At 33.8% G+C, this 21,470-nt stretch carries 25 protein-coding genes; 1 reads left to right on the forward strand and 24 read right to left on the reverse strand.

What is annotated here, in order from left to right; translation table 11 throughout:
* Positions 1-86: 86 nt before the first annotated feature.
* Positions 87-1,481 (forward strand): class II fumarate hydratase, encoded by a 1,395-nt coding sequence (gene fumC / locus FOL89_RS02740; protein ID WP_144281320.1) that lies wholly within the window; start codon positions 87-89, stop codon positions 1,479-1,481.
* Positions 1,482-1,631: 150 nt separating this feature from the next.
* Here fumC and FOL89_RS02745 read toward each other — a convergent pair whose 3' ends face one another.
* The 24 genes from FOL89_RS02745 to FOL89_RS02855 all read right to left on the reverse strand — a co-directional run bounded on the left by FOL89_RS02745 (position 1,632) and on the right by FOL89_RS02855 (position 21,217).
* Complete coding sequence (locus FOL89_RS02745) at positions 1,632-2,669, reverse strand: outer membrane beta-barrel protein (protein WP_144281321.1); 1,038 nt, start codon at positions 2,667-2,669, stop codon at positions 1,632-1,634.
* A 29-nt stretch (positions 2,670-2,698) separates the two neighbouring features.
* Positions 2,699-3,307, reverse strand: a complete 609-nt coding sequence (locus FOL89_RS02750; RefSeq protein WP_144281322.1) for a hypothetical protein — start codon at positions 3,305-3,307, stop codon at positions 2,699-2,701.
* Positions 3,294-3,854 carry an RNA polymerase sigma factor gene (locus tag FOL89_RS02755; protein WP_144281323.1) on the reverse strand — a complete coding sequence of 187 codons (561 nt, stop codon included), beginning with the start codon at positions 3,852-3,854 and terminating at the stop codon, positions 3,294-3,296. Before FOL89_RS02755 ends, FOL89_RS02750 begins: the two co-directional genes overlap by 14 nt.
* A gap of 179 nt (positions 3,855-4,033) precedes the next feature.
* A complete protein-coding gene (locus FOL89_RS02760; RefSeq protein WP_144281324.1) occupies positions 4,034-4,408 on the reverse strand; it encodes a hypothetical protein in 375 nt (124 codons plus the stop codon).
* Between the two features lie 31 nt (positions 4,409-4,439).
* Complete coding sequence (locus FOL89_RS02765) at positions 4,440-4,766, reverse strand: hypothetical protein (protein WP_144281325.1); 327 nt, start codon at positions 4,764-4,766, stop codon at positions 4,440-4,442.
* 36 nt (positions 4,767-4,802) lie between these two features.
* Entirely contained in the window at positions 4,803-5,792 is a 990-nt protein-coding gene (locus FOL89_RS02770; protein ID WP_144281326.1) for an endonuclease/exonuclease/phosphatase family protein, read from the reverse strand.
* A 5-nt stretch (positions 5,793-5,797) separates the two neighbouring features.
* Positions 5,798-6,529 (reverse strand): rhomboid family intramembrane serine protease, encoded by a 732-nt coding sequence (locus tag FOL89_RS02775; protein WP_144281327.1) that lies wholly within the window; start codon positions 6,527-6,529, stop codon positions 5,798-5,800.
* Between the two features lie 4 nt (positions 6,530-6,533).
* A complete protein-coding gene (mutL, locus tag FOL89_RS02780; RefSeq protein ID WP_144281328.1) occupies positions 6,534-8,312 on the reverse strand; it encodes a DNA mismatch repair endonuclease MutL in 1,779 nt (592 codons plus the stop codon).
* 179 nt (positions 8,313-8,491) lie between these two features.
* A complete protein-coding gene (locus FOL89_RS02785; RefSeq protein ID WP_144281329.1) occupies positions 8,492-9,343 on the reverse strand; it encodes a YoaK family protein in 852 nt (283 codons plus the stop codon).
* Between the two features lie 27 nt (positions 9,344-9,370).
* Positions 9,371-9,868 carry a hypothetical protein gene (locus FOL89_RS02790; RefSeq protein ID WP_144281330.1) on the reverse strand — a complete coding sequence of 166 codons (498 nt, stop codon included), beginning with the start codon at positions 9,866-9,868 and terminating at the stop codon, positions 9,371-9,373.
* Positions 9,869-10,034: 166 nt separating this feature from the next.
* Positions 10,035-11,444 (reverse strand): HAMP domain-containing sensor histidine kinase, encoded by a 1,410-nt coding sequence (locus FOL89_RS02795; RefSeq protein WP_144281331.1) that lies wholly within the window; start codon positions 11,442-11,444, stop codon positions 10,035-10,037.
* Positions 11,445-11,446: 2 nt separating this feature from the next.
* Complete coding sequence (locus tag FOL89_RS02800; RefSeq protein ID WP_144281332.1) at positions 11,447-12,154, reverse strand: response regulator transcription factor; 708 nt, start codon at positions 12,152-12,154, stop codon at positions 11,447-11,449.
* A 111-nt stretch (positions 12,155-12,265) separates the two neighbouring features.
* Entirely contained in the window at positions 12,266-13,171 is a 906-nt protein-coding gene (locus FOL89_RS02805; RefSeq protein WP_144281333.1) for a hypothetical protein, read from the reverse strand.
* A 10-nt stretch (positions 13,172-13,181) separates the two neighbouring features.
* Complete coding sequence (locus FOL89_RS02810) at positions 13,182-14,525, reverse strand: beta-carotene 15,15'-monooxygenase (RefSeq protein WP_185146892.1); 1,344 nt, start codon at positions 14,523-14,525, stop codon at positions 13,182-13,184.
* 4 nt (positions 14,526-14,529) lie between these two features.
* Positions 14,530-14,937: a hypothetical protein gene (locus tag FOL89_RS02815; RefSeq protein WP_144281334.1), complete on the reverse strand. Its 408-nt coding sequence runs from the start codon at positions 14,935-14,937 to the stop codon at positions 14,530-14,532.
* A gap of 5 nt (positions 14,938-14,942) precedes the next feature.
* Positions 14,943-15,305: a DUF6804 family protein gene (locus FOL89_RS02820; RefSeq protein ID WP_144281335.1), complete on the reverse strand. Its 363-nt coding sequence runs from the start codon at positions 15,303-15,305 to the stop codon at positions 14,943-14,945.
* Between the two features lie 39 nt (positions 15,306-15,344).
* A complete protein-coding gene (locus tag FOL89_RS02825; RefSeq protein ID WP_144281336.1) occupies positions 15,345-15,632 on the reverse strand; it encodes a hypothetical protein in 288 nt (95 codons plus the stop codon).
* A 17-nt stretch (positions 15,633-15,649) separates the two neighbouring features.
* Positions 15,650-16,921 (reverse strand): PH domain-containing protein, encoded by a 1,272-nt coding sequence (locus FOL89_RS02830; RefSeq protein ID WP_144281337.1) that lies wholly within the window; start codon positions 16,919-16,921, stop codon positions 15,650-15,652.
* 11 nt (positions 16,922-16,932) lie between these two features.
* The gene (locus tag FOL89_RS02835; RefSeq protein WP_144281338.1) at positions 16,933-18,003 is read right to left on the reverse strand and encodes a type I restriction endonuclease; all 1,071 of its coding nucleotides are present in this window, start codon (positions 18,001-18,003) and stop codon (positions 16,933-16,935) included.
* Positions 18,004-18,013: 10 nt separating this feature from the next.
* On the reverse strand, positions 18,014-18,346 hold the full coding sequence (locus FOL89_RS02840; RefSeq protein WP_144281339.1) for a YegP family protein: 333 nt from the start codon (positions 18,344-18,346) through the stop codon (positions 18,014-18,016).
* A gap of 3 nt (positions 18,347-18,349) precedes the next feature.
* Entirely contained in the window at positions 18,350-18,499 is a 150-nt protein-coding gene (locus FOL89_RS17480) for a hypothetical protein (RefSeq protein WP_185146893.1), read from the reverse strand.
* 142 nt (positions 18,500-18,641) lie between these two features.
* Positions 18,642-19,304 carry a response regulator gene (locus tag FOL89_RS02845; RefSeq protein ID WP_144281340.1) on the reverse strand — a complete coding sequence of 221 codons (663 nt, stop codon included), beginning with the start codon at positions 19,302-19,304 and terminating at the stop codon, positions 18,642-18,644.
* Positions 19,297-20,952 (reverse strand): tetratricopeptide repeat-containing sensor histidine kinase, encoded by a 1,656-nt coding sequence (locus FOL89_RS02850; protein WP_144281341.1) that lies wholly within the window; start codon positions 20,950-20,952, stop codon positions 19,297-19,299. Before FOL89_RS02850 ends, FOL89_RS02845 begins: the two co-directional genes overlap by 8 nt.
* A 61-nt stretch (positions 20,953-21,013) precedes the next feature.
* Positions 21,014-21,217 (reverse strand): hypothetical protein, encoded by a 204-nt coding sequence (locus FOL89_RS02855; protein ID WP_144281342.1) that lies wholly within the window; start codon positions 21,215-21,217, stop codon positions 21,014-21,016.
* Positions 21,218-21,470: the final 253 nt, after the last annotated feature.

Genomic DNA, 21,470 nt, shown 5'->3' on the forward strand with positions numbered 1-21,470 from the left:
TAACTAAATTTATTGGATTAATTTTTTAAACCACAAAAGAGTCAAAAATTTTATTATAAAAAATTTAAACTAAATCTATCCATCAAATGAATTACAGAATAGAAAAAGACACCATGGGTGAAGTGCAGGTTCCTGCTGATAAGTTTTGGGGCGCTCAGACAGAACGTTCGAGAAACAATTTTAAGATCGGTCCGGAAGGATCAATGCCTCATGAAATAATCGAAGCATTTGCTTATCTAAAGAAAGCGGCAGCATTTACCAATTCAGATTTAGGGGTTTTAGCTCCGGAAAAAAGAGATATGATTGCTCAGGTTTGCGACGAAATATTAGAAGGCAAACTCAACGATCAGTTTCCTTTGGTAATCTGGCAAACCGGCTCGGGAACACAATCGAACATGAATGTAAATGAAGTGATTGCCAATCGTGCTCATTTTAATTCGGGAGGCAATTTAGGCGATAAAACTGAAGTCCATCCGAATGATGATGTGAATAAATCACAATCTTCCAACGATACTTATCCGACAGCGATGCACATTGCTGCTTATAAAAAAGTAGTAGAGACCACAATTCCGGCTGTCGAAAAATTAAGAGATACTCTAAAAGAAAAATCGGAAGCGTTTAAAAAGATTGTAAAAATAGGGAGAACCCATTTGATGGATGCAACTCCTTTAACTTTAGGGCAGGAATTTTCAGGATACGTTGCTCAGCTGACTTACGGAATCAAAGCATTAAAAAATACGTTACCTCATCTGTCAGAATTGGCTTTAGGAGGAACCGCCGTTGGAACAGGTTTAAACACACCAAAAGGCTATGATGCAAAAGTGGCAGAATATATCTCAAAATTTACGAATCTTCCTTTTGTAACTGCTGAAAATAAATTTGAAGCTTTAGCAGCTCACGATGCGATTGTAGAATCTCACGGAGCTCTAAAACAACTCGCAGTTTCTTTATATAAAATTGCTCAGGACATCAGATTATTGGCTTCCGGACCTCGTTCGGGAATCGGGGAAATTCATATCCCTGAAAATGAGCCTGGTTCATCTATTATGCCAGGAAAAGTAAATCCTACCCAAAACGAAGCAATGACGATGGTTTGCGCTCAGGTTTTAGGAAACGATACAACCATTTCTTTTGCAGGAACGCAGGGGAATTATGAACTGAATGTTTTCAAACCAGTGATGGCTTACAATTTCTTACAGTCGGCTCAGTTAATTGCCGATGCCTGTATTTCATTCAATGATCATTGCGCAGTTGGAATTGAACCAAATCAGGAGAGAATTAAAGAATTAGTTGATAAATCTTTGATGTTGGTAACCGCTTTGAACACCCATATTGGTTATGAAAATGCAGCAAAAATTGCGAAAACTGCCCACAAAAACGGAACAACTTTAAAAGAGGAAGCCGTGAATCTCGGACTTTTAACAGCCGAACAATTTGATGAGTGGGTAAAACCAGAAGATATGGTGGGAAGTTTGAAATAATCCTGAAACATCAACAAAACACTCCGCAGAATTTTCTACGGAGTGTTTTGTTTGTTAATATGAATGTTGGTTTTTATTATTCAATTCTTATACCGAAATTCAATTTCGGCTATTTTGTCATATTTTTATCAATTATTTAAGCATTTAAAACTACCATCCCAAAGCAATTCCGAAAACCAAAGCTTTGTCATTTGCAAAATATCCGTCTTTAAAGAAATTGCTGAAATCTTTTTTCACAAAAAGACTGATATTGTCATACGAAACGGTAAACTGGGCTCCATAAACAAACGGGTTTACCTGATAATTGGAGCGGTCTCTGATGCTTTGGCTATCACTTTTGATGATATTATTAGTAGACATTTTTATTCCTCCGTAAGCATTTGCACCAACTCTGAATCCTTCTGAATAAGGTCTGTACTGAATATCCATTCCTGCATTTTTCAGTTTAGAAAAATTATACTGAAATCCCAGAGGAACCATAATATAGCCGGTTCTTAATTTAGCTTTATCCAGATTTCCATCATATTTTGTTAAAAAAACATCAGAATCCTGCTTAGCAAAAACCATATTGTTATCTGGTCTTACGGTTCTCCATGAAAACCCGATTCCGGAGATTAATCCCCAAGGACTGGTTCTGCTAAACTGATAATTAAATTTCAAACCAAATTCCAGATTATTGGCATAACCCAAATTTCTGTCTAATTCATTATCTGGTCTGTCATTCGTTAAAGTCATGATTCCGTAAGAAAAATATCCGTCAAAACTTTTTGTAGGGCGAAATTTTTTCATCAGATTCTGTTTCATTTCTTCATTTGAAGTCACATCTGAATTGAGAAGAGAATATCTTACCTGCTTCTGGATTACCTGATCTAGGTCAAAGCCCAAAGCTTCAATTCTGGTGTCTATTTTTTGAGAATATTGGTCTGCAATCTGAGCTTTTTGTTGGTCAAATTCTGCTTTATCAAGATTTTTTTCCTGCAGAAACTTCAGTTCGGTTTCCATCTGTTTTTTTTCTTCCTGGATAATACCATTTATTTTTGCAGCATATTCTTCTACTTTTTCCTTTACAATCGGGCTTACTGTTGTGTCTTCTTTTGGCTGAAGATTTAGGCTCAATGCCTTTTTTTGTGCATTCATTGAGATGGCAACAAGGCACAGCATTCCTGAGATGATAAATTTCTTAATCATTTTATAAATTTTTTGAGGTTAAATTCGAATTATTTAGTGTTGAGATCTATTTTGGCAACATTGCTTCCGTCTTTGGTTTTCTCAATGGCATCTTTATGCTCTACCGAAAAAAGCAGGGTAGAAGGGTCTACATATCTTTTTTTCTTAGGTACTCTTACAGAATCGGCTTTAGCGATAATTTTTGACGGGTGATTCTGAATTATTTGTGATGCAATCTCAATCGGGTTTTCTTTGATCAGCGGCAAATCAGGAGTAACAGGAATTTCTTTTTCATTTTTTGATTCGGAAGAAGAATTTTTGGTTTGAGAAAATTTCTCCAGTTTTGGTGTTAGATTAGAATCTTGAGAAAAAGGTACTTCAGGTTGCGCAACAATGTTTTCTTTTTGAGAAGACGGTTTTTCTGTTTCTGCGATTTTTATTTTGGGTTCAGTTTCATTGTTAGAAAATAAAACGGCACCCAAACCAAAAAACAATACAAAACAAGCAGCGATTAAAATCAGGTTAAAATTTGATTTTTTTGAGCGAGTATTTTCTGTCTGAGCCTGAATTTCTGACCATAAATCTCTTGAAGGACTGATTTCTCTGCCGGAAATCTGCTTTTTTATCTGATGATCTAAATTATTTTTAAACGAGTTCATTTTTCAGTTTTTTTTGTTGTTGAAGATAAATCTTTCTGAGTTTTTCTTTAGCTCTGAAAAGCTGTGTTTTGCTTACCGCTGTGCTGATGTTCAATGTTTCAGCAATCTCCTGATGAGAATATTCTTCCAGTACATAAAGATTAAAAACCATTCTGTAGGAATCCGGAAGCTGATCAAGAAGTTCCTGTGCATTAAAATCTAACACAATTTCTTCTTCATAAATTTCCTCCAGAACAGAAGCGTGAACATCATCAAGATAAAAAACCGTTTTATGACTTTTGATAAAATTAAGACATTCGTTCACCACTATTTTTCTCGCCCAGCCATCAAAATTTCCTTCACCACGATAGCTTTCTATATGTTTGAAAATTTTGCAAAAAGCTTTGATGACGCAATCCTCTGCCTGATACAAATCGCTGATATAACCTCTCGCCACACTGAGATATTTTTTTACATTCTGATCGTAAAATATTTTCTGGGCAGCAGGATCATGTTTTTTCAGCCGGCTCAGCAAATCTTCTTTTTTATTTCTAAACAAAAGCTTCATGGTTTATATTCTGTTTCTATATAAAAGACAGAGAAAATTTAAAATGGTTACATAAAAACATTAAAATTTGTTGAAAAATAATTTAAATAATTGATTATCAATTAATAAAGTTTTGTTTTTGTTTGATTTCTCAGTTAATATAAAAGAAAAACCGCAGTCAAGCTGCGGTTTTGGTTTCATTATCTGCTTAGATCTTCTTTAAGTTTTTTGGCACCGTCTTCTACTTTTTGTGCTCCTTTTGCGGCGGCATCTTTTGCATCACGGCTCACCTCCTGTGCTCCTTTTTTAAGGTCTTGCCCTACAGCATTAATATCCTGTTTGGCTTTTTGTGCGCTGTTTTCAATCTTTTGTCCGGTATTATCGACTGTATTTTTAATATCGTTTTTAGCCTGATTGATTTTCGCTGAATCTACAAGTCCGGTTTTAGTTTCGGTTGTCGTGGTTGTGGTTACAGATCCGTCCGGATTTTCTACTGTTTCGGTTTTAGTAGTAGATTCTTTGCAAGAAATAATCATTGATGTTGCTGCAAAAGCTGCTAAAATGTGTTTTTTCATTGTGTGAATTTTTTTAAATGTATATAAATTATTACTTAGGGTCTTTCAACGGTTTTTCCTTCATTTTATTTTCTTCCTCGGTTTTCTTTTTATTTTCTTTATCCAGTTCTTCTTTAATTCGCTTTTCTTCCTGCTGAATCTTTAAAACTTCTTTCAAAGAATCCTGATATTTTTGTGAAGTCATTCTGATCTGCCTTGCAACATCCACAGAAATAGCACCTTCTGAAAAAGAATCTATTGCTGTAGTGTCATAATGAGGCTGTAATACTTCGGCACTGCTTTCTGCAACAGGTTTGTTTTTGGAACATGCAATGAATAACAATCCTAAAAAAAGCAAACCGAAAATTATTCTTTTCATGTAAAAATTTCTTGTTTATTATTTGATTTCAGAAAACTAATTTATAATAAATTCGGCAATTACAGGATAATGATCTGACAATTTTGCGGAATGATCTACATGATAATTCACGGGCTGTATAGATTCCGAAGTGAAAATATAATCAATTCTCAGAGGGTATTTAAAATCATGAAAGCTGGTGCCACTTCCTTTTCCAACCTCATAGAATGAATCTTTCAGCGTCTCAGATATATGATAATACTCATAAGAATTGGGAACTGCGTTGAAATCTCCGGCAACAATCACAGGATAAGGAGATTCCTCTATGCTGTTTCTGATAAGCTGTACCTGATCCTGATGGCTTTTAAACGTTGGAATGAGCCTTTTAACAAGATCTTTCATTTTTTTTTCATCCTCATTACTATTTCCGTCAAGTTTTACCATGTCTTTAACGACACCGAAAGATTGAAGATGCACGTTGAATAGACGATAAGTTTTACCATTAATCTCAAGATCTATTTGTTCGCATTGTGAGGTAATGTCGCCATCGGAGAAATGCTCAAAAATATTTTTTCTGCCGAGAATTTTATATTTTGAATAAAAGCAAATGACAGGTAATGTATATTCTCCTTTCAGATTCTCCAATTCATAATCAGGTCCGGATTCCTGAAGGAAAACAATATCTGCTTTTTGAGCATTAATGTAATCCTGAATTTTATCTTTACCCATTTTTCCGCCTTTGACGTTGAAGGTAACAATTTTCAGATTAGGAATTTCTTTTTTTTCGGCAGAATAATTAAACCATCTTTTTGCCGGGTTTAAAAATAACAAACCTAAAAGCATAAAAACAAAAGCTCTTTTTTTCCAGCTGAAAATCCAGAAAAAAGTAATGAGCATGTACAAAACTATCATGATCGGAAAGCCCAGAGATAAAAAATTAAACCCCCAGAAAACTTTTGGCGGAATATAGGCATTCAGCAAAACTCCGAATAAGAGAAAAAGCAATCCTAAATGTGCAATGAAAAGAATGGTTCGGAATAGTTTCACAACGATTAATTAAATCTATACAAATGTTTTTTCCAAATTTTGGCTAGAATATAACCAACAATAGCACCTCCTACGTGAGCTAAATGGGCAACACCGCCAACATTTCCTGTAACGCCTAAAATCACAGAACCTATAATAATGATAGGAAGCAGAATTTTTACCTTTATTGGAACCGGGATAAACATAATTCCAATTTTTGCGTCAGGATAGAGGGTAGCAAATGCCGCTATAATACCAAAGATTGCTCCGGACGCACCGACCATCGGCGTATAAATAATATTTTTTAAGTTTTCTAAAAGTTCCTGCTGCTCTAGTACTGATGATGAATTACCTTTAAACTGAACCGACTCTCCCGCCAAATAGGCATTAATATCAAATCCAAAACTACCAAGTGTAGATTTAATTTGTTCAACTTCAACGAGATTCCAAAGGTTAAACAAAAAAAATGCTCCTAAACCGCTCAGAAAATAAAGAATTACAAACTTTTTGTCTCCTAATCTCTGCTCTAGAATGGGACCAAAACTGAAAAGTGTAAACATATTAAATAATATATGCATAAAACTTCCATGCATAAACATGTGAGTAATTATCTGCCATGAATGGAAATAAGGAGAGGAAGGATAAAAGCCGGATAAATAACCATAAACTTCATTGCTGTTGAGCAAAGTTACAGCTATGAATACAACAATATTCAAAAGGATAATATTTTTGGTGATTGGCGGTATATTATTAAACATCTACTTAAAATTTATTTTTAAAATCATTAAACGGAACTTCAAAATAACATCTCTTTCCGCTGGGTAAAAATTCAGGGAATCCTAAAGCAGTAAAATCTTTAATGACCTGCTCTGCATCAATTTTATAAATAAAATCGAAACGGGATTTACTCTGCATTTTGTTCCACTGGTTTTGATAATACTGCAAAAACTCGTCCTCTGTTCTGTATTCTAGAATTTCAAACAAGTTTTCCAGAAATTTCATTACCTGAGATTCCTTCAACCCTTCCGGAACGGCATCTATCCTCAAAACACTTTCGTGAGCAATTGTCATTTCAAAACCCAGCTCCGGAAGATATTTTTTGATAGATCTGTATTTGTTTTTTTCAATTTCATTCATGTGATATTCAAGAGAAAACAGCAGTGACTGGCTGTTGTTAGTTCCTTTTTTTACTGTTTTATTATGATCTGAAACTACAAGTCTGTGCATTCTCCCAAGATCCAGCATCAAAGTGCGGTCTCCTTTATTGAAGAGCCAATATCCATTCGGAAGTCTCATTAAATCCTCATCAAAGTCTTCGTCTTCAAAAAGGTTAATTTTAGACGGTTCCGGAGTGATGTTTTGCTGGTACATCTCCGTGAGATTGTGAATTTCGGTTTTAGAAACTGTTTTTTCTTCCAAAAAGGGGTTATAATCCCGGTCGACAATAATTTCGGGCATTTTAAAACTTGCCGAATTGCTTTTGCTGGGAAAGCTTTTTTGCATCATCTCATCCAGCTGAGGATCTCTCTCAAAATCAAGACTTGGAGCAACATTGTAAATTCCCAGAGAACGCTTGATGGTAGATCGAAGCAAAGCAAAAATAAGATGCTCGTCTTCAAACTTTACTTCTGTTTTCTGGGGATGAATATTGACATCTATTTTTTCGGGATCCAACTCAAGAAAAAGGAAGAAAGTCGGAATATATCCCGGTAAAAGCAAGCCTTCAAAAGCTTCCTGAACCGCTTTGTTAAAATAAGGACTTTTAAAAAATCTTCCGTTAACGAAAAGAAATTGTTCTCCGCGTGTTTTTTTGGCTCCTTCAGGTTTGGCAACAAAACCGTGAAGCTGACACCACACAATATCTTCTTTAATAGGAATGAGCTGAGGTTGAAGTTTTCTTCCGAAAATATCAATAATTCTCTGCATCTGAGTTCCTTTTCTGAGCCTGAAAACCGGCTCGTCATCATGAAATAGAGAAAATTCTAAATTTTCGTGAGCCAGTGCCACTCTTTGGAACTCATCAATAACATGACGAAATTCAATATTGTTATTCTTGAGAAACTTTCTCCTTGCCGGAACATTGTAAAATAAATTTTTAACCAAAAAATTAGATCCTTCTGCAGTCTGGATCGGCTCCTGAAACTGAAAAACTCCGCCTTCAATGTAAATATTGGTTCCTAAAGCGGCTTCAGGCCGTTTGGTTTTGAGCTCTACCTGAGCAACAGCAGCAATGGAAGCCAGAGCTTCACCACGGAAACCTTTGGTCGCAATTTTAAAGATATCATCGGTTCCTCTTATTTTAGAAGTAGCATGGCGTTCAAATGCCATTCTTGCATCGGTTTCAGACATTCCTTTTCCGTCATCTACTACCTGAATAAGGTTTTTCCCGGCATCACGGACAATCAGCTCAATTTTTGTAGCTCCTGCATCAATAGAGTTTTCCAGAAGCTCTTTTACAATAGATGCAGGCCGCTGAACGACCTCACCTGCTGCAATCTGGTTGGCTACATGATCGGGTAAAAGCTGAATAATATCTGACATACATGAATAATGAACTTACAAAAATAGGTAAAGCAATTAAGATTTAAAATAATAATCCTGTGAATTACAAATTAAGTTATCCTCAGATTACTCACGAAGAAAATAAAAAGCTCCCATCATTTTTCAATAAATGGAAGCCAAACTAAGTAAACTATGATTGTCTTGTGTTTAGAAAATAATTACGTTATTTTTTCTTCTAAAACGAGTTTAGATTTTTGAGTTCTTTTTCTTTCAACTTTTTCACCTGCGCCATGTATTTTATTGTACAGAAAAGCCAGGGCATTGGGTTTTTTGTATATTTTGGAGTATCTGTATTGGGTATTGAAATGTCTTACATGAATTTTATAAAAATCATATCCTATTACCACAACGAGGCAGGTACTGATTACATAAAAAACACTGAACTCCAGATAATAATACGTAAGACCTGAAAAAACGGCTCCCAAAACATAAGAGATCATGATGCTGACCAGCAGTTTTGCCCTTGCTGTAAGCTCAGGATTTTTTCTGTATTTCTTTTGGGTAAACATAGACGCTAAAATTCCCAGATCAGTAGTTGTTCCGGTAAGGTGAGTTGTTTTTACCAGAAAATTGGAGATACTTGCCGTCAAACCATTCTGAAGACCTGTTGCAAACAACATAAGTGCTACCATAACCTGCGCTTCTTCAATAGTTTTCTGATAGTACAGCTGTCCGTAAATCCCTACTGTCAGAAGACAGATAATTTCTAAGACAATCGGGAATGCATGCGCAAAATATTTACTTTTCTTATTGAAATTAATAACTGAAAAGTTGGCGGTAAAACTTCCGAAGAAAAAAAGAAAGATCCATGCTCCTACTACGGCGACCTGCGTCCAGTTTCCTTTGCTTATTTCTGCTGAAAAAACAGCATAATGTCCTGTAACATTGGATGTAAAAGACAGAAAAATAAGCAATGAGGCAACATTTATAGTTCCTGCCGTAAAGGCGGTCAGCGTTCCCAGTCTTATATTGTCTCCCAACGTTCTGCTGTTACTATAATTCCTTAACATTTTTTTTAATTTAAAAGTGAGTCTGTATTAAACTTCTGCGAAAACTTCCGCAAGTCTGCCTTTTTCCGGCATTACTTTAGGAATTTCCAATACCAGCTCAAATGAAGGCAGATCTTTGCATTTCCTGATGTATGGAGTCAGATCAAACTTTCCTTGTGTATTCTTGCTTTTCAGTGATTGGGAATAGTAAGCTTCCGCGATGTTCTCTGCTTTCACATAATTGTTGAAAGCTCTTTGCATGCTTCCTGTGAAAATGTCGCACATGATTTTATCTACCAGATGAGAATATTTGTTGGCAATAATAGCATAAGCTTCACAAAACTCTTTAGCTCTTATTTTGTTGAAAACCGTAGATTTGGTGTTAAATAAAAGGTCTCTGATAGAATCTCCCATATCGTAACCAGATACCATAAGAATTCTATATTTTGTATCCTGTTCAATCGAATTTTTTTCTTTCAGTACCTTTTTTAAAATATTTAGAGATTCAAGAGAATAGTCCGTTGCTATTAAAATGGTGGTGGTCATATCTTTAGTATTTAGCTGTGTAACATTTTTGATATTACAAAACTATACCTGCCAAATTAAAAGCTCTTTGGAAAGAAATTAAAATGTAATTAAAGAGATTAAAATGAGATTAGAATTGATGTCAGTTCTTGAAATTGATTTATTCTAAGTATAAAATCGGACTGAATTAATAATTTTCTTCCTGTTTTAAAGTCCCGTAAATTGTAGGAAAGCGCATTTGCACGGTAGTTCCTTCGTTTTCCTGTGAACTTACCAGAAGTTCGCCATTATGCATCCTTACAATATTTCTGGCAAGCGGAAGACCAATTCCGTAGCCTTCATAGTTTCGGGTGTTCGAAGCTCTGAAAAAAGGATCATAAATTTTATTCATTTCCGATTCAGGGATTCCAATTCCTATATCTTTTACGATGATATAGAGGTCGGTATCTGTAGCGCCTAGAGAAACTTTTACCTTTTGAAAATCAGAGTACTTACAACCATTGCTGATGATGTTGGCTACTGCAAGATGAAGCAGCTGCTCATTCCCCTGAACTTTCAATTTTTTAGGATTATCAGGAAGCATGCTGATGTCAAGATAAATATTGTTCCGGGAATCTATTTTCCTTAATGTTTCAATAACATCCCAAAGAAGCTGATCCATCCTTACTCTGTCTATTTTCTGAATTTTTCCGTCAAAACCAGTTTGTGCAATGAGAAGAAGAGCTTTAATTTTTTTATCTAATTTTTCGGCTTCGTCTAAGATAATACCCAGTGTTTCTTTGTATTCTTCGGCGGTACGGTTGATGGAAAGCGCAACATCAGCTTCTCCCATGATGGAAGTAAGTGGTGTTCTCAGCTCATGTGAAACATTTCCAATGAGGTGGTTTTGTGTTTCAAAAGAGGTTTCTATTCTGGTAAGCATGGTGTTGAACGTTTCTACCAGTTCGTTGAGCTCTTTGTTTCCCGGTTGAGGCTCGAGTCTTAAGTGAAGGTTTTCGGAGCTGATTTCTTTTACTTTTCCTGTAATTTTTAAAATAGGTTTAAAAAGCGTTTTAGACAGATAAAAAGAAAAAATCATACTGAAGAATATCGACAGAATCATACATGTAATCAATGTACGTTTCAGAAAACCAAGATAATGTACCACATAATGGTTTTTTGCAGAAGCAATGGCAATATAATCTTTGTTTCGGTATTTGAAGGACTGACCGATGTAATAAAACTCAGAGTCATTATAATTGTCTTCGCCTTTTCTCAAAATATTTTTGAAAAATGAGCTTGGAATATGTATTTCTTTAGAAATATCTGTAAAATTGGAATCAGAAGGAACAGCAAAAACATAATCTCTTTCCATTGGAAGTTCTTCATCATTGTTGCTGTTGAGAATATAATTTTCGGGAAGATCAAGAAGTTCTTTGTTTTTTTCTATCTGAACAATCGTTGTCGTTCTGATTTTAAGTAATTCGTAAAACCTCTGATGCGAAAAATTAACAATAGAAAAGTAAACCGAACCTCCAAAGATGAGAATAACCGTTGTAAAAACAGCCATTAGAAGAATCATTGTTTTGGTCTGATTGGTAATTACTTTATTAAACATATTTAAGGCTTTTTCAGAACATATCCCATTCCTATAACCGTATGAATGAGCTTTTTATCTTCCTGATTATCAAATTTTTTTCGCAGATAATTTACGTATACATCTACTACGTTGGTTCCCAGCTCATAGTTTACTCCCCATACCGCATCTAAAATTTCTGCTCTGGAAATCACTTTCTCGGGGTTATTGAGAAAATACATAAGGAGTTTATATTCTGTGGAAGTAAGAGAAACTTCTTCTCCTGCACGAGTTACTTTTTTAGTATAATCGTTTACGATAAGGTCAGAAAAGTGATAAATATATTTACTGTCTGCACTTTCTTCCGGAATTTCTTCTATTTTCCGGGGATTGCTCCTTCTGAGAAGTGATTTGATCCTTGCAACAAGCTCAATAAACTTAAAAGGCTTTACCAGATAATCATCACCACCGTTTTCCAGTCCCAAAACAATATTTTCGGAAGTTCCTAATGCTGTAAGAAATAGAATAGGAACGCTTTTGTTGGTTTTCCTGATTTCTTTGCATACTTCCAGACCATTCATCTCCGGAAGCATGATATCTAAAATGACAAGATCAAAATCATTTTCCTGCACAAGATTTACTCCGGTAGGACCATCAAACGCAACGGAAATTTCGTAGCCTTTTTCCTGAAGTCCTTTTTTAATAAAAGAAACCACGCTGGTTTCGTCCTCAATCAGAACAATTTTTTTCATATCACTAACCAATTTCACAAAAATAGGCAAAAGAATATTAATGAAAACGAGCCTGTCAAAAAAGAAAAAAAGCGAAATATTCCGCTTTTTTCCAAATATATGTTGAGTGTTTTATTTTTTTGAAGATATTATAGAGTTCAAAATTACAGGTTCCAGATTAGAGGGGAGATCTGCTGACTTGATCTGATATTTTTTTATTTTCATTTCTTTAAACCAATTTTCCCAGTATTCTTTGATGACATCTGCTTCAAAAGGATTCCCTTTTACAGGATTGATTCCCAAAACGATCACTTCAAGATCTTCAAGGTTTTCATTGGCTTTTACAAAGCCCAGGTTTTTATCCTGTATTTTAGATTTAAAATCGGAAGAACCGAGATTTAAAGATTTTATCAGCTCAGGAGTAAGGTAGGATGTTTTTTGACCTTCCGAAAATTTGGAATCTTTATGATACATATATCCGTCTGTGAGAATAAAAAGGATATTTCTGTGACCTTCTTTTATACAATAATCATTGATTTTATTCTTGAAAAACTCCCAAATATCGGATCCCACATAGTTTTTGTCTTTTATCGCTGACTGATAAATGGCTAAAGGCAATTCTGAGTACTTTTTTTCAACCAGGCTGATGTTTTCCTTCGTGGTATTTTTATCGAAAGAAACTTTTAATTCTTTGGTAAGCTCATTCATTTTCGGATCCGATGGTTCCGGATTGAAGAAAACCTGCATCTGGTCATTCAGCTGAATTACTTTTTTGCTTTTAATGTGATCTAAAAATCCTTTTTCTATTGCTTTGATGTATTCTGTATCTCTCTGGAAATATTCCATGGTGGGATTCGGATTTTTCTCAGGATCAATCCGGTCAGAGAGGTCAATCAGGATACTGACATTGAGGTTTTTCAAAGACTTTTCTTTGTTTCCGGCATGGTCTTGTTCTTTATTTCCGCCATTGGATGTTCCGGATTTGCTACAGGCGATAAATGATAAAGCAAATAGTAGTAAATAAAATATTTTTTTCATAATAATTTTTTTATAGAACAGACATATAAACAGAATTTTGGCTGTCGGAATTGGCTCCTACTTTATTGAGATTATAAGTGTATTGCTTTTTACATTCTTCAATCATATCCTGTTTTACAGGATGAGAAACGGCCAGCTTTTCCCCGATAAATGTAATCCAGCCCTGCATATATTCCGCAGCATAAGATTTGTAATCTTTAGTAGGAATAATGACACCGTCAATGATATTCTGCAATTCTTCTACTCTTCCCTTAGCTTTTGCAATCAGTTCTTTAATGCTTCCGATGCTGTTTCTTACTTCTTCTTTTTGTTTTTCAAAATCAACAATTCTTTCCTGATGGACGAGGATGTTTTTTTGTCTTCTTATTTGTTCATTTTTAATTTTATCCTTCTCTTTATGCTCTTTCATTACAAAATCGAATACAAGTCCCCAAATGATATACACGATAAATCCTGCGAAAATAATCCCCCAAAACTGATTTTTAGTAAAGGCAATAGAAAGATCGAACGGAGCAGAGCTGAATGTTTTGTTTAGTTCGTAAAGTTTTGACTCAATCTCATACGCCAGAATAGCATCAAAAACGAATGTAATGATAAAAAGCAGAGCAACTTTTGAATAGTTACCCCAGTTTTTATTCTCTCCAAACATGTGAATTAAATATCCCAACCCCAAAAAAACAAAAGGAATTAATGTAACAAAGGCACCTTCCAGCGGACCTTCTTCCCATGCTTTATTGAAAGCCTGAGCATCCAGAACGCTTTGAATAATATTGCCATTGGCATCAAAGTTTTTGAAAAAAGCAGAGTAAGATGTTGAAATATAAAATGTAAAAAGGTATAAACTGATAGGTAAAAGCAGAAAAAGACCGATCCAGAATTTTGTAGAAGCCCCTTTCGTGGCTTTCACATTGTATGCTTCCGGATTTCTGGGCAGATCATTAATCTCAAATTTAATAGTTTCAATTATATTCTGCACATTTTTAATATCTCCATCAATATGATTGAGTTTTTCTTCTTTATTGTCTAATGAAACAGTTAACCCTTTAATTTCTGTCTCTTTGTTTTTTTGTTCGTTAAGATAAGGTTCTTTAAGTTTGTTTTGTTTATCGACAAGGTCTTTTTCTTCGTTTTGAAATTTAGAATAAATGGCATCAAGACATATAGAGAGTGCTGTATGGTTGCCGCTGTTTCTGGAGCTGTCTCTGTAGCCGGATTCGTGGTAGGTACGCTTTCTGCTTTCTTCGCTTGCTTCTTCTGACAATCTTTCCGGCAGCTCTGCCGATGTTGAATTTTCTTGAGATGGGACGGGCTTTAGCCGAAAAAGATTCTTAATATTGGAGGTCATGGTGTTCATGGGTTTAATTATTTAAGTCATTAATAATTTCAGTTTTTGTTTTTCCGGTTTTTACTGCTTCAATGAAATAATCTACAATGTCATTTATATTTTCTTCCAAAAAACCAAACATAGCAACATATTTCTGTAGGGCAGAATACTCGTTTGGGCTTACGATTCCATCTGCCCAGATCATCGCAGTAAGATCATATAGATATTCTACTTTTTCATCAAGACTTTCAGGAATTAAATTTTTGGAATTGATAGGATTAAGGAGAATTTCGTCAAGGTTTTTTTGTGAAATACCTCTTTCTTCTGCAGATTTATAGAGCATTTTCAATTCGAGGGGACTAAAATCTTCGTCACAAATTGCCATTTGGTATAACCTTAAAAAATGTGCTTTAAGATTTTCTGATATATAAGTTGTTTCCATAGTTTTTATTTTAATATTCTGTCTCTGGTTCGTAGTTTTTTTTGAGGCTCAATTTCAATGGCTTCAGGCTCTTTTGTCTTTTTTTTCGGTATTAAAGTATAGAAATAATAGAGTAATAAAAGTCCGACAACGGAATCTATGATAATCCAAAAAGGTTTTAAATAAAAATAGATTGGAAAAATCGGGTTGAAAAGAATAAAGATCAAAACAAAAGTGATCAGCCAGAAGCTTCTGGTTTTGAATTCATTCACAATAATAACAAATGACATAAATGAAATGATGATCCGAAGAAAAGTATAATAACCAATCGGTAAATCGACAATGCCGATAAAACAGCATAATGCAGCGATAATGATGAGGTATTTCATGGGGGTAGTTTTAAATTTTGCAGGACTTTTATTTTTGAATTATTTGCACCCCGAACAATACGACCGGTCTACATATTCTTTGCTGTTTCCGGAGTAATAATAGCATCCGCCTCTTGGTCCTACATTTAGAGGATGACCATTATAAGTACAACCTTTAGCTCTGGCTGTTGAAGATCTTTTTTTTCTGCTTTTTTTGCTTTTCTTTTTCTTTCTTTTTGAAAAAAAAGACGATTCGGTGGTAGAAGTTGTGTTGTCTGTTGATGCAAAAATATTTGCAGGTAATAATAAGCCTATACCTAAAAGGCTTGTAAGTAGTAGTTTTTTCATGTTAGTAAAATTGATAATTATATAAAGATTTCATTCATAGATTTTTCTCTCATCGCTTGTACCATTATGTGATCGTTTGCATTTCTATATTGTCTGAGAGAACTGGATAAGCCGATAGAAAAAATTTCTGCTTCGTTACGGTTTAAACGTAATAAATAGTTTTTGTTTTGAACTACAAATTCGAAGCTTCCTCCTTGTAAATCATGAGAAATTAATTTATAAAAAGGAATTTGAAAACTTTTTGCTCCGGCATTGAAAACGATTCTTGAATTTGTTAGAAATAAAGTCCCAGAATATATATGTGTTACATTTTCTTTTACAGGTTTATAACTTCCTCCCCCGACTCTTGCATTTACTCCTTTCATAACTCTGAAAGAAACACTGGAACTTCTACGGGAATAACCTTTATGAACTAATTTATTTTCAATTAAATTGGCATTAATGCTCAGAAAACACTGCTCATCTTTGCTTAAAGCTATCGGAGGATTATAAAGAACAGGAAAAATACCATGATCTAAATTCCATAATAATTTAGCATGCTGTAAGCTTTTAATCTTTCGCTCAGAAATAAAATTCTTAATATTCTGATGATCAATTTTCAAATTTCTTACTGCCTGTTTTAATTCCGTTTCTTTTATAGGTGAAAGTCTTTTGTCAGATATTTTTTCTTCCAAAATTTTATTAAATAATGAAAAAGCAATCTTATTTTTTATTACCTCAATTTTATCAGGTGGAAATTGAAGAAAAGTAGAAATTTTGATAATTTGCTGGTTTTCAGAATCTGTCAATACATTATCATTATAACATTTTTGGATTAAATTTTTAATAGTTTTTTCTGAAATCTTATTTTTTTCAAGAAAAATTTGCTGATCAGATAAATTGAAAAAAGATTTAATTTCATTTAATTTAGAAATTTCATCCTGAGTGATATTAAAATCTAAAACTGCTGCACATAGAGTGTTATAGTAAATTTTTCTGCCGAGTTTTGTTTTTTGCTTATCACTTAATTGTTTTTTGTATTCTGTTAAATTTTGCTTGTAAACAGACAAAATGGTATCAGGATTAGAGTAGTTTATATTTTGCAGAATTTTATTGGTTCCATCAATATTAATTTTGAGCATTTTAGTTCCAACAAAATTGCCAGTTAATGGGACTAATAAAAGTGCCATTATTAACACTATAACTGAAGATACAAAGCTTTGCTCTATAAGTAATCCAAAGAAAACAAAGAGAAGTAAAGTGCCAAAAATCCATCTTAAAATTTCTAGAATAAGCAAAAGGGTTTTCATGGTTATTAATTTTAATTGTAATTTTCCAATGTCTGGTGAAGCTGATTTCTGTAATTGTAAATCTCATCAAGATCAGTCAGCAAAATTTTTTCTCCGGCATCTTTTCCGTTGTGGAATAGCTCCAGATATTTGTTTGAAGTATTGTAATGTAAGCGGCAAATCGGTTTTCTGTTATTGTCGTCAAGCAAAATCCCAAAATAGGATAGGGTATCTCTGTAAGCAATTCTGGAGGAAGATATTTTCTCTCTCAAAATGGCTTTTACGATCTGAAAACCTTCCAGTTCTTCAGCGGTCGTAACAATTTTAGAATCATTATTGTCATCAATAGGTTGCGACGTTTTTGGCTGGTCTTCCCGTTTTTCGATTTGCTCGTTGATGCTTAATGCAGATTTTAACCTGAAGCTTATGGACTCATTAATAGAAATCGTCAAAGCCTTTTTTGCATATTCTTTAAAAGAAATCATGCGGTTGGCTGTTAAAGGTTTTTCAAAAAAACGGTTAACTAAAAGTTTCACCAATTCGTCAGAAGGATTTTCTATTTCTTTTTCAAACTCTTTTCTGATGGCTTTAATGTATTTTAAGGCTTCTGCAGAGTCCAGAATATTTTCAAGATTATAGCCTTTTTTGGTAAAATTTTCAAGAATTTTGATGGAACTGTCTTTTATATCTTCAATATTAATGGTGAAAAAGGGTTTTTCATCCATAATATTCGGTTTCTCAAGATCAGTATAAAAGTTGTAAATAATTCCGTTGGTAAGGACACCAAATCTTGTCTTGGAAACATGATAATATCTGTGGAGCTGCGAATTGTGCGCATCGGCGCTTTCCTTCCAATGTTTGCATTCAATGATAAAAATAGGCTCGTCATTATTTCTGATAACATAATCTACCTTTTCGCCTTTTTTTGTTCCGATATCACAAACGTGTTCTGGAACTACTTCTGTGGGATTAAAAATATCGTACCCCAAAATCTGTATAAAGGGCATCACAAAAGCATTTTTTGTGGCTTCTTCTGTTCCGATCTGGTCTTTCAAACCTACAACTCTCTGATGTAATTGCTCTAATTTAATTTTAAGATCCATAGTTTTGGTTTTATATGGTTTCGTCAACAGTTTCCGCTGTCGGAGCATTGTTTTTTACTGATGCAATTCCGGTTTCCATAGCAGATATTGAACTGTAATACTGGCTCTTACCGATGATTTCTCCGTTTCTTGCTTTCAGTACAAAATAATCTTTGTTGTTAACCGCCATTCGTCTGTCGTATCTGGAGTCGTCCTGCGAATTGTTTTTTACAGATTCTATCCCTTTAAGACAAGATGATTTCTGAGCGTAGCCTTCACTCATCAAAATGATTTCGCCATTTCCGGCTTTCAAATTAAATTGATACTCGTTGTTTACTCTTTGAGTGATAACAAATTTTCCCATAATCTAGTTTTTGCAGCCGTTTTTATCGCACGTTACTTTTGCACTTGTATTTGTCCAATGATCAGGATGAATATTGGTGTCGGTTCCGCAACCAGTTGTGCCTCCTTTTTGTCCTTTATGAACAATTTCCGTTGGTGTGTGTTTTACATTCATAATGTTTTATTTTTAATTGTTTAATACTCCAAAAGTATAACCCTTTGAAAAGCAATGATTACGGAAAACCGTAAATAGATGATGTTTAATAAAAAAACCTTTCAGAATTCTGAAAGGTTTTTAGTTATATATGAGAAATAAATTATATAATGCCAATATCTTTGCACAAGACAACTAATTCAATGTTGTTTTTGGCACCAAGCTCAAAGCGAAGATCATTCAGTCTTTTTTCTATAGCGCTTTTACTGTCGCGAGTTATTTCATTTTCTTTAAAAAATTTTTCAATTTCACTTTGTTTCCACCCTTTTGCAAGAAGCTCAATAAGCGTAACATCATATTCTGTAAAATCAAAAGATGTATTTCTTATAGCATTTAAAATTTCCTGCGGAATGACGATTTCTCCTGAGAAAACTCTTTTTATGGTATTTTTAAGATCTTTACCATCATTTCTTCCTTTGCTTACAAAACCATTAATCTGGTGTATTTTGAAAAGATCATCAATTATTTTTGGTTTTTTTTCTATAGAAAAAGCAATAATTTTTAAATTCGGCTGAATTTTTCTGACCTCTTCAACTAAATTTTGACCAGAATTTATTTTTTGTTCCAGATGATCTTTATCAAAAGATAAATCTGTAATCAAAAGGTCATAAGAATCTTTGCTGGCGATTGCTGTTTTTATTTTCTGCAATGCTTCATCACAATAACTCACAAAATCAAAATGCTGAATCTGTAATTCTGTAAGAGTATTGACAACGCCTAGATTTCTTACTTCGTGATCTTCGGCTATTAGGACTTTTTTAAACATATTTTTGTATTGGAATGGTTATTCTGATAATTAATCCGCCTGTTGGATTTTTTTCAAAAGTAATATCTCCTCCAATAGATGCAATACGGTTTTCCGTATTATGTATTCCGGTGCCCTTTTGTTGGTCTAAGTCATGAATGCCGATTCCGTTATCAGTATATTTTATTTTTAAATTATCATCGTGTTTTTCAAATTTTACCGAAGCTAATTTTGCCTGGCTATGCTTTTTCATATTAACAAGAATCTCTCTCAAGATGTAGTAAATTTCAAGCTGTGTGTTGTAAGAAATATTGTCCCAGATATTTTCTTTATATCCCACTGATAAAACCTTTTGTTCATCGGAAGAGTAGGAAGTGATCATATGAATAAATCGCATTGAAAAATCATTTTCTGCGGTATTTTCATGAGAAATATCTCTAGATTCTTCATACATTTTCTCTATATCATTTAGAATTTTCACTTTATTGATTTCGGGATTGTTATCAATATCAATCATCAGATGATAAAGTCCGTTAGCTACAACGTCATGCACTTTTTTGGAGTATTTCAGCTCTGTGTTTTTTACTTCGAGTTCTTTTTCTTGTTTTAGCCTTATTTGTCTTTTTCTCAAAAAGACAATAACCAGAACGGATAGTGCTAAAGTTCCAAAAAGAATTAATATTTTGTTTTCATCTTCAAGTTTCTGAAGTTTTAAATTCTTGTTTTCAGCATCCTTTTGTTCTACATCATATCTTACGATAGCAAATTGACTCTTATGTTTGTTTCTTGATGTTTGAACATTTTCACTTATGGAATCAAGTTTTTCAAAATTTTGTAAATAATTTTCGGGCTCTAATGAAATTATTCTTTTTAATGCAGTTATTTGGTCATCAGGACTATTGTTATGTATTGCTTCTTTCAACATTTTTTTTGCATACTGTAATGATACTTTTTTATCTTTATTAAAATAGTAAGTAGAAAGTGTTTCATAACTTGAGTTTAGACCCGCTCCGTCTTTAATTTTTTGTCTAATAGCTAATGCCTTGTTAAAATCAGGCAGAGGATTATAATTTTTTTCATCAAGATACATCGCTTTCGCAAAATTATTTAGCGCTCTTGAATAGTTAATAGCACTATCTGCAAGAATTGCTTTCTTTAAATATATTTTAGCTAATTTAATCTTTCCTTGATTTATTAATGCATCTCCAATATTATTATAGCATATATATTTAGCTTCATTATTGTCTGCACTTTGTATAGCTTTTTTATAATAGACTATCGCACGATCATAATTTCTAAGACTATTAGACGCATTAGCAATATTGTTATAGTTAGAAGTCAATATTTTTTTTGCAATAATACCTTGTTCAGATTTAAGGAATTTATTAGTCTCTAATGATGATTCAATTCCTCCAAAAAAATCACCATTATTTGTTTGAATTAATGCCATATTTACTAATGCTCTTGCAGCGCCAAGTGAATCGTTTTTATCCAAAAAATCATTTTTAGATAAGTTGAAATAATAAAAAGCTGAATTGGTGCTGCCGTTTTTAGAAAACATCCGAGCTTTTTCAAAATCTCTATTTGTCGGGGGGTCGGATTTAGCAATGTTCTCTTTTTTACAAGAAAACATCAAACACAATGTAATTATTATTAATAGATTTTTCATGGATTTAGTTTATACAAAGTAAAAAAAAAGGACAGATTTATGCAATCTGTCCAATATTAAATTATGGAGTTGTATATGGAGGAGGTATTTGTCCTGTATTTCCTCCAACAGGTCCTCCGTCATCTCCTCCCGTTCCTGTTCCCGGATCAAAGCCCGTTCCCGGGTCATTTTGAGTGGTTACTGTATTTCCATTGTCACAATTTGTTGTATTTGCGTTATTGTTTCCGAATGCTAAACCCAATAGCATCAATAATAATTGAATCATTTCCTTAAAATTTTGAAGTTGAAATTGTTTTTCTTCCTCTCGCAGATTCATTGATCTCGAGCTGTACACATAAAATTTCGAAGCGCTTCTTAAATTTTTTGGGAAGTGAGCCATCAAAAACGGAAGAGAAACATCTGCTTCCCAACCCGGAGTTTTCTTCCGTTTTATCAGGTGATTTTGAAATCAGTTTTGTAAATTTGTTTTTGTAATTGTTTGTTTGTCACTGATTTCTGAAGCAAAGATGCAACAGAAA

It is taken from the genome of Chryseobacterium echinoideorum (genome assembly GCF_007474535.1).
Taxonomy (GTDB): Bacteria; Bacteroidota; Bacteroidia; order Flavobacteriales; family Weeksellaceae; genus Chryseobacterium; species Chryseobacterium echinoideorum.

Coding starts and splice junctions, on each gene's coding strand:
- fumC (WP_144281320.1), top strand. CDS start 87: ATGAATTACAGAATAGAAAAAGACACCATGGGTGAAGTGCAGGTTCCT.
- FOL89_RS02745 (WP_144281321.1), bottom strand. CDS start 2,669: ATGATTAAGAAATTTATCATCTCAGGAATGCTGTGCCTTGTTGCCATC.
- FOL89_RS02750 (WP_144281322.1), bottom strand. CDS start 3,307: ATGAACTCGTTTAAAAATAATTTAGATCATCAGATAAAAAAGCAGATT.
- FOL89_RS02755 (WP_144281323.1), bottom strand. CDS start 3,854: ATGAAGCTTTTGTTTAGAAATAAAAAAGAAGATTTGCTGAGCCGGCTG.
- FOL89_RS02760 (WP_144281324.1), bottom strand. CDS start 4,408: ATGAAAAAACACATTTTAGCAGCTTTTGCAGCAACATCAATGATTATT.
- FOL89_RS02765 (WP_144281325.1), bottom strand. CDS start 4,766: ATGAAAAGAATAATTTTCGGTTTGCTTTTTTTAGGATTGTTATTCATT.
- FOL89_RS02775 (WP_144281327.1), bottom strand. CDS start 6,529: ATGTTTAATAATATACCGCCAATCACCAAAAATATTATCCTTTTGAAT.
- mutL (WP_144281328.1), bottom strand. CDS start 8,312: ATGTCAGATATTATTCAGCTTTTACCCGATCATGTAGCCAACCAGATT.
- FOL89_RS02785 (WP_144281329.1), bottom strand. CDS start 9,343: ATGTTAAGGAATTATAGTAACAGCAGAACGTTGGGAGACAATATAAGA.
- FOL89_RS02790 (WP_144281330.1), bottom strand. CDS start 9,868: ATGACCACCACCATTTTAATAGCAACGGACTATTCTCTTGAATCTCTA.
- FOL89_RS02795 (WP_144281331.1), bottom strand. CDS start 11,444: ATGTTTAATAAAGTAATTACCAATCAGACCAAAACAATGATTCTTCTA.
- FOL89_RS02800 (WP_144281332.1), bottom strand. CDS start 12,154: ATGAAAAAAATTGTTCTGATTGAGGACGAAACCAGCGTGGTTTCTTTT.
- FOL89_RS02805 (WP_144281333.1), bottom strand. CDS start 13,171: ATGAAAAAAATATTTTATTTACTACTATTTGCTTTATCATTTATCGCC.
- FOL89_RS02810 (WP_185146892.1), bottom strand. CDS start 14,525: ATGAACACCATGACCTCCAATATTAAGAATCTTTTTCGGCTAAAGCCC.
- FOL89_RS02815 (WP_144281334.1), bottom strand. CDS start 14,937: ATGGAAACAACTTATATATCAGAAAATCTTAAAGCACATTTTTTAAGG.
- FOL89_RS02820 (WP_144281335.1), bottom strand. CDS start 15,305: ATGAAATACCTCATCATTATCGCTGCATTATGCTGTTTTATCGGCATT.
- FOL89_RS02825 (WP_144281336.1), bottom strand. CDS start 15,632: ATGAAAAAACTACTACTTACAAGCCTTTTAGGTATAGGCTTATTATTA.
- FOL89_RS02830 (WP_144281337.1), bottom strand. CDS start 16,921: ATGAAAACCCTTTTGCTTATTCTAGAAATTTTAAGATGGATTTTTGGC.
- FOL89_RS02835 (WP_144281338.1), bottom strand. CDS start 18,003: ATGGATCTTAAAATTAAATTAGAGCAATTACATCAGAGAGTTGTAGGT.
- FOL89_RS02840 (WP_144281339.1), bottom strand. CDS start 18,346: ATGGGAAAATTTGTTATCACTCAAAGAGTAAACAACGAGTATCAATTT.
- FOL89_RS17480 (WP_185146893.1), bottom strand. CDS start 18,499: ATGAATGTAAAACACACACCAACGGAAATTGTTCATAAAGGACAAAAA.
- FOL89_RS02845 (WP_144281340.1), bottom strand. CDS start 19,304: ATGTTTAAAAAAGTCCTAATAGCCGAAGATCACGAAGTAAGAAATCTA.
- FOL89_RS02850 (WP_144281341.1), bottom strand. CDS start 20,952: ATGAAAAATCTATTAATAATAATTACATTGTGTTTGATGTTTTCTTGT.
- FOL89_RS02855 (WP_144281342.1), bottom strand. CDS start 21,217: ATGATTCAATTATTATTGATGCTATTGGGTTTAGCATTCGGAAACAAT.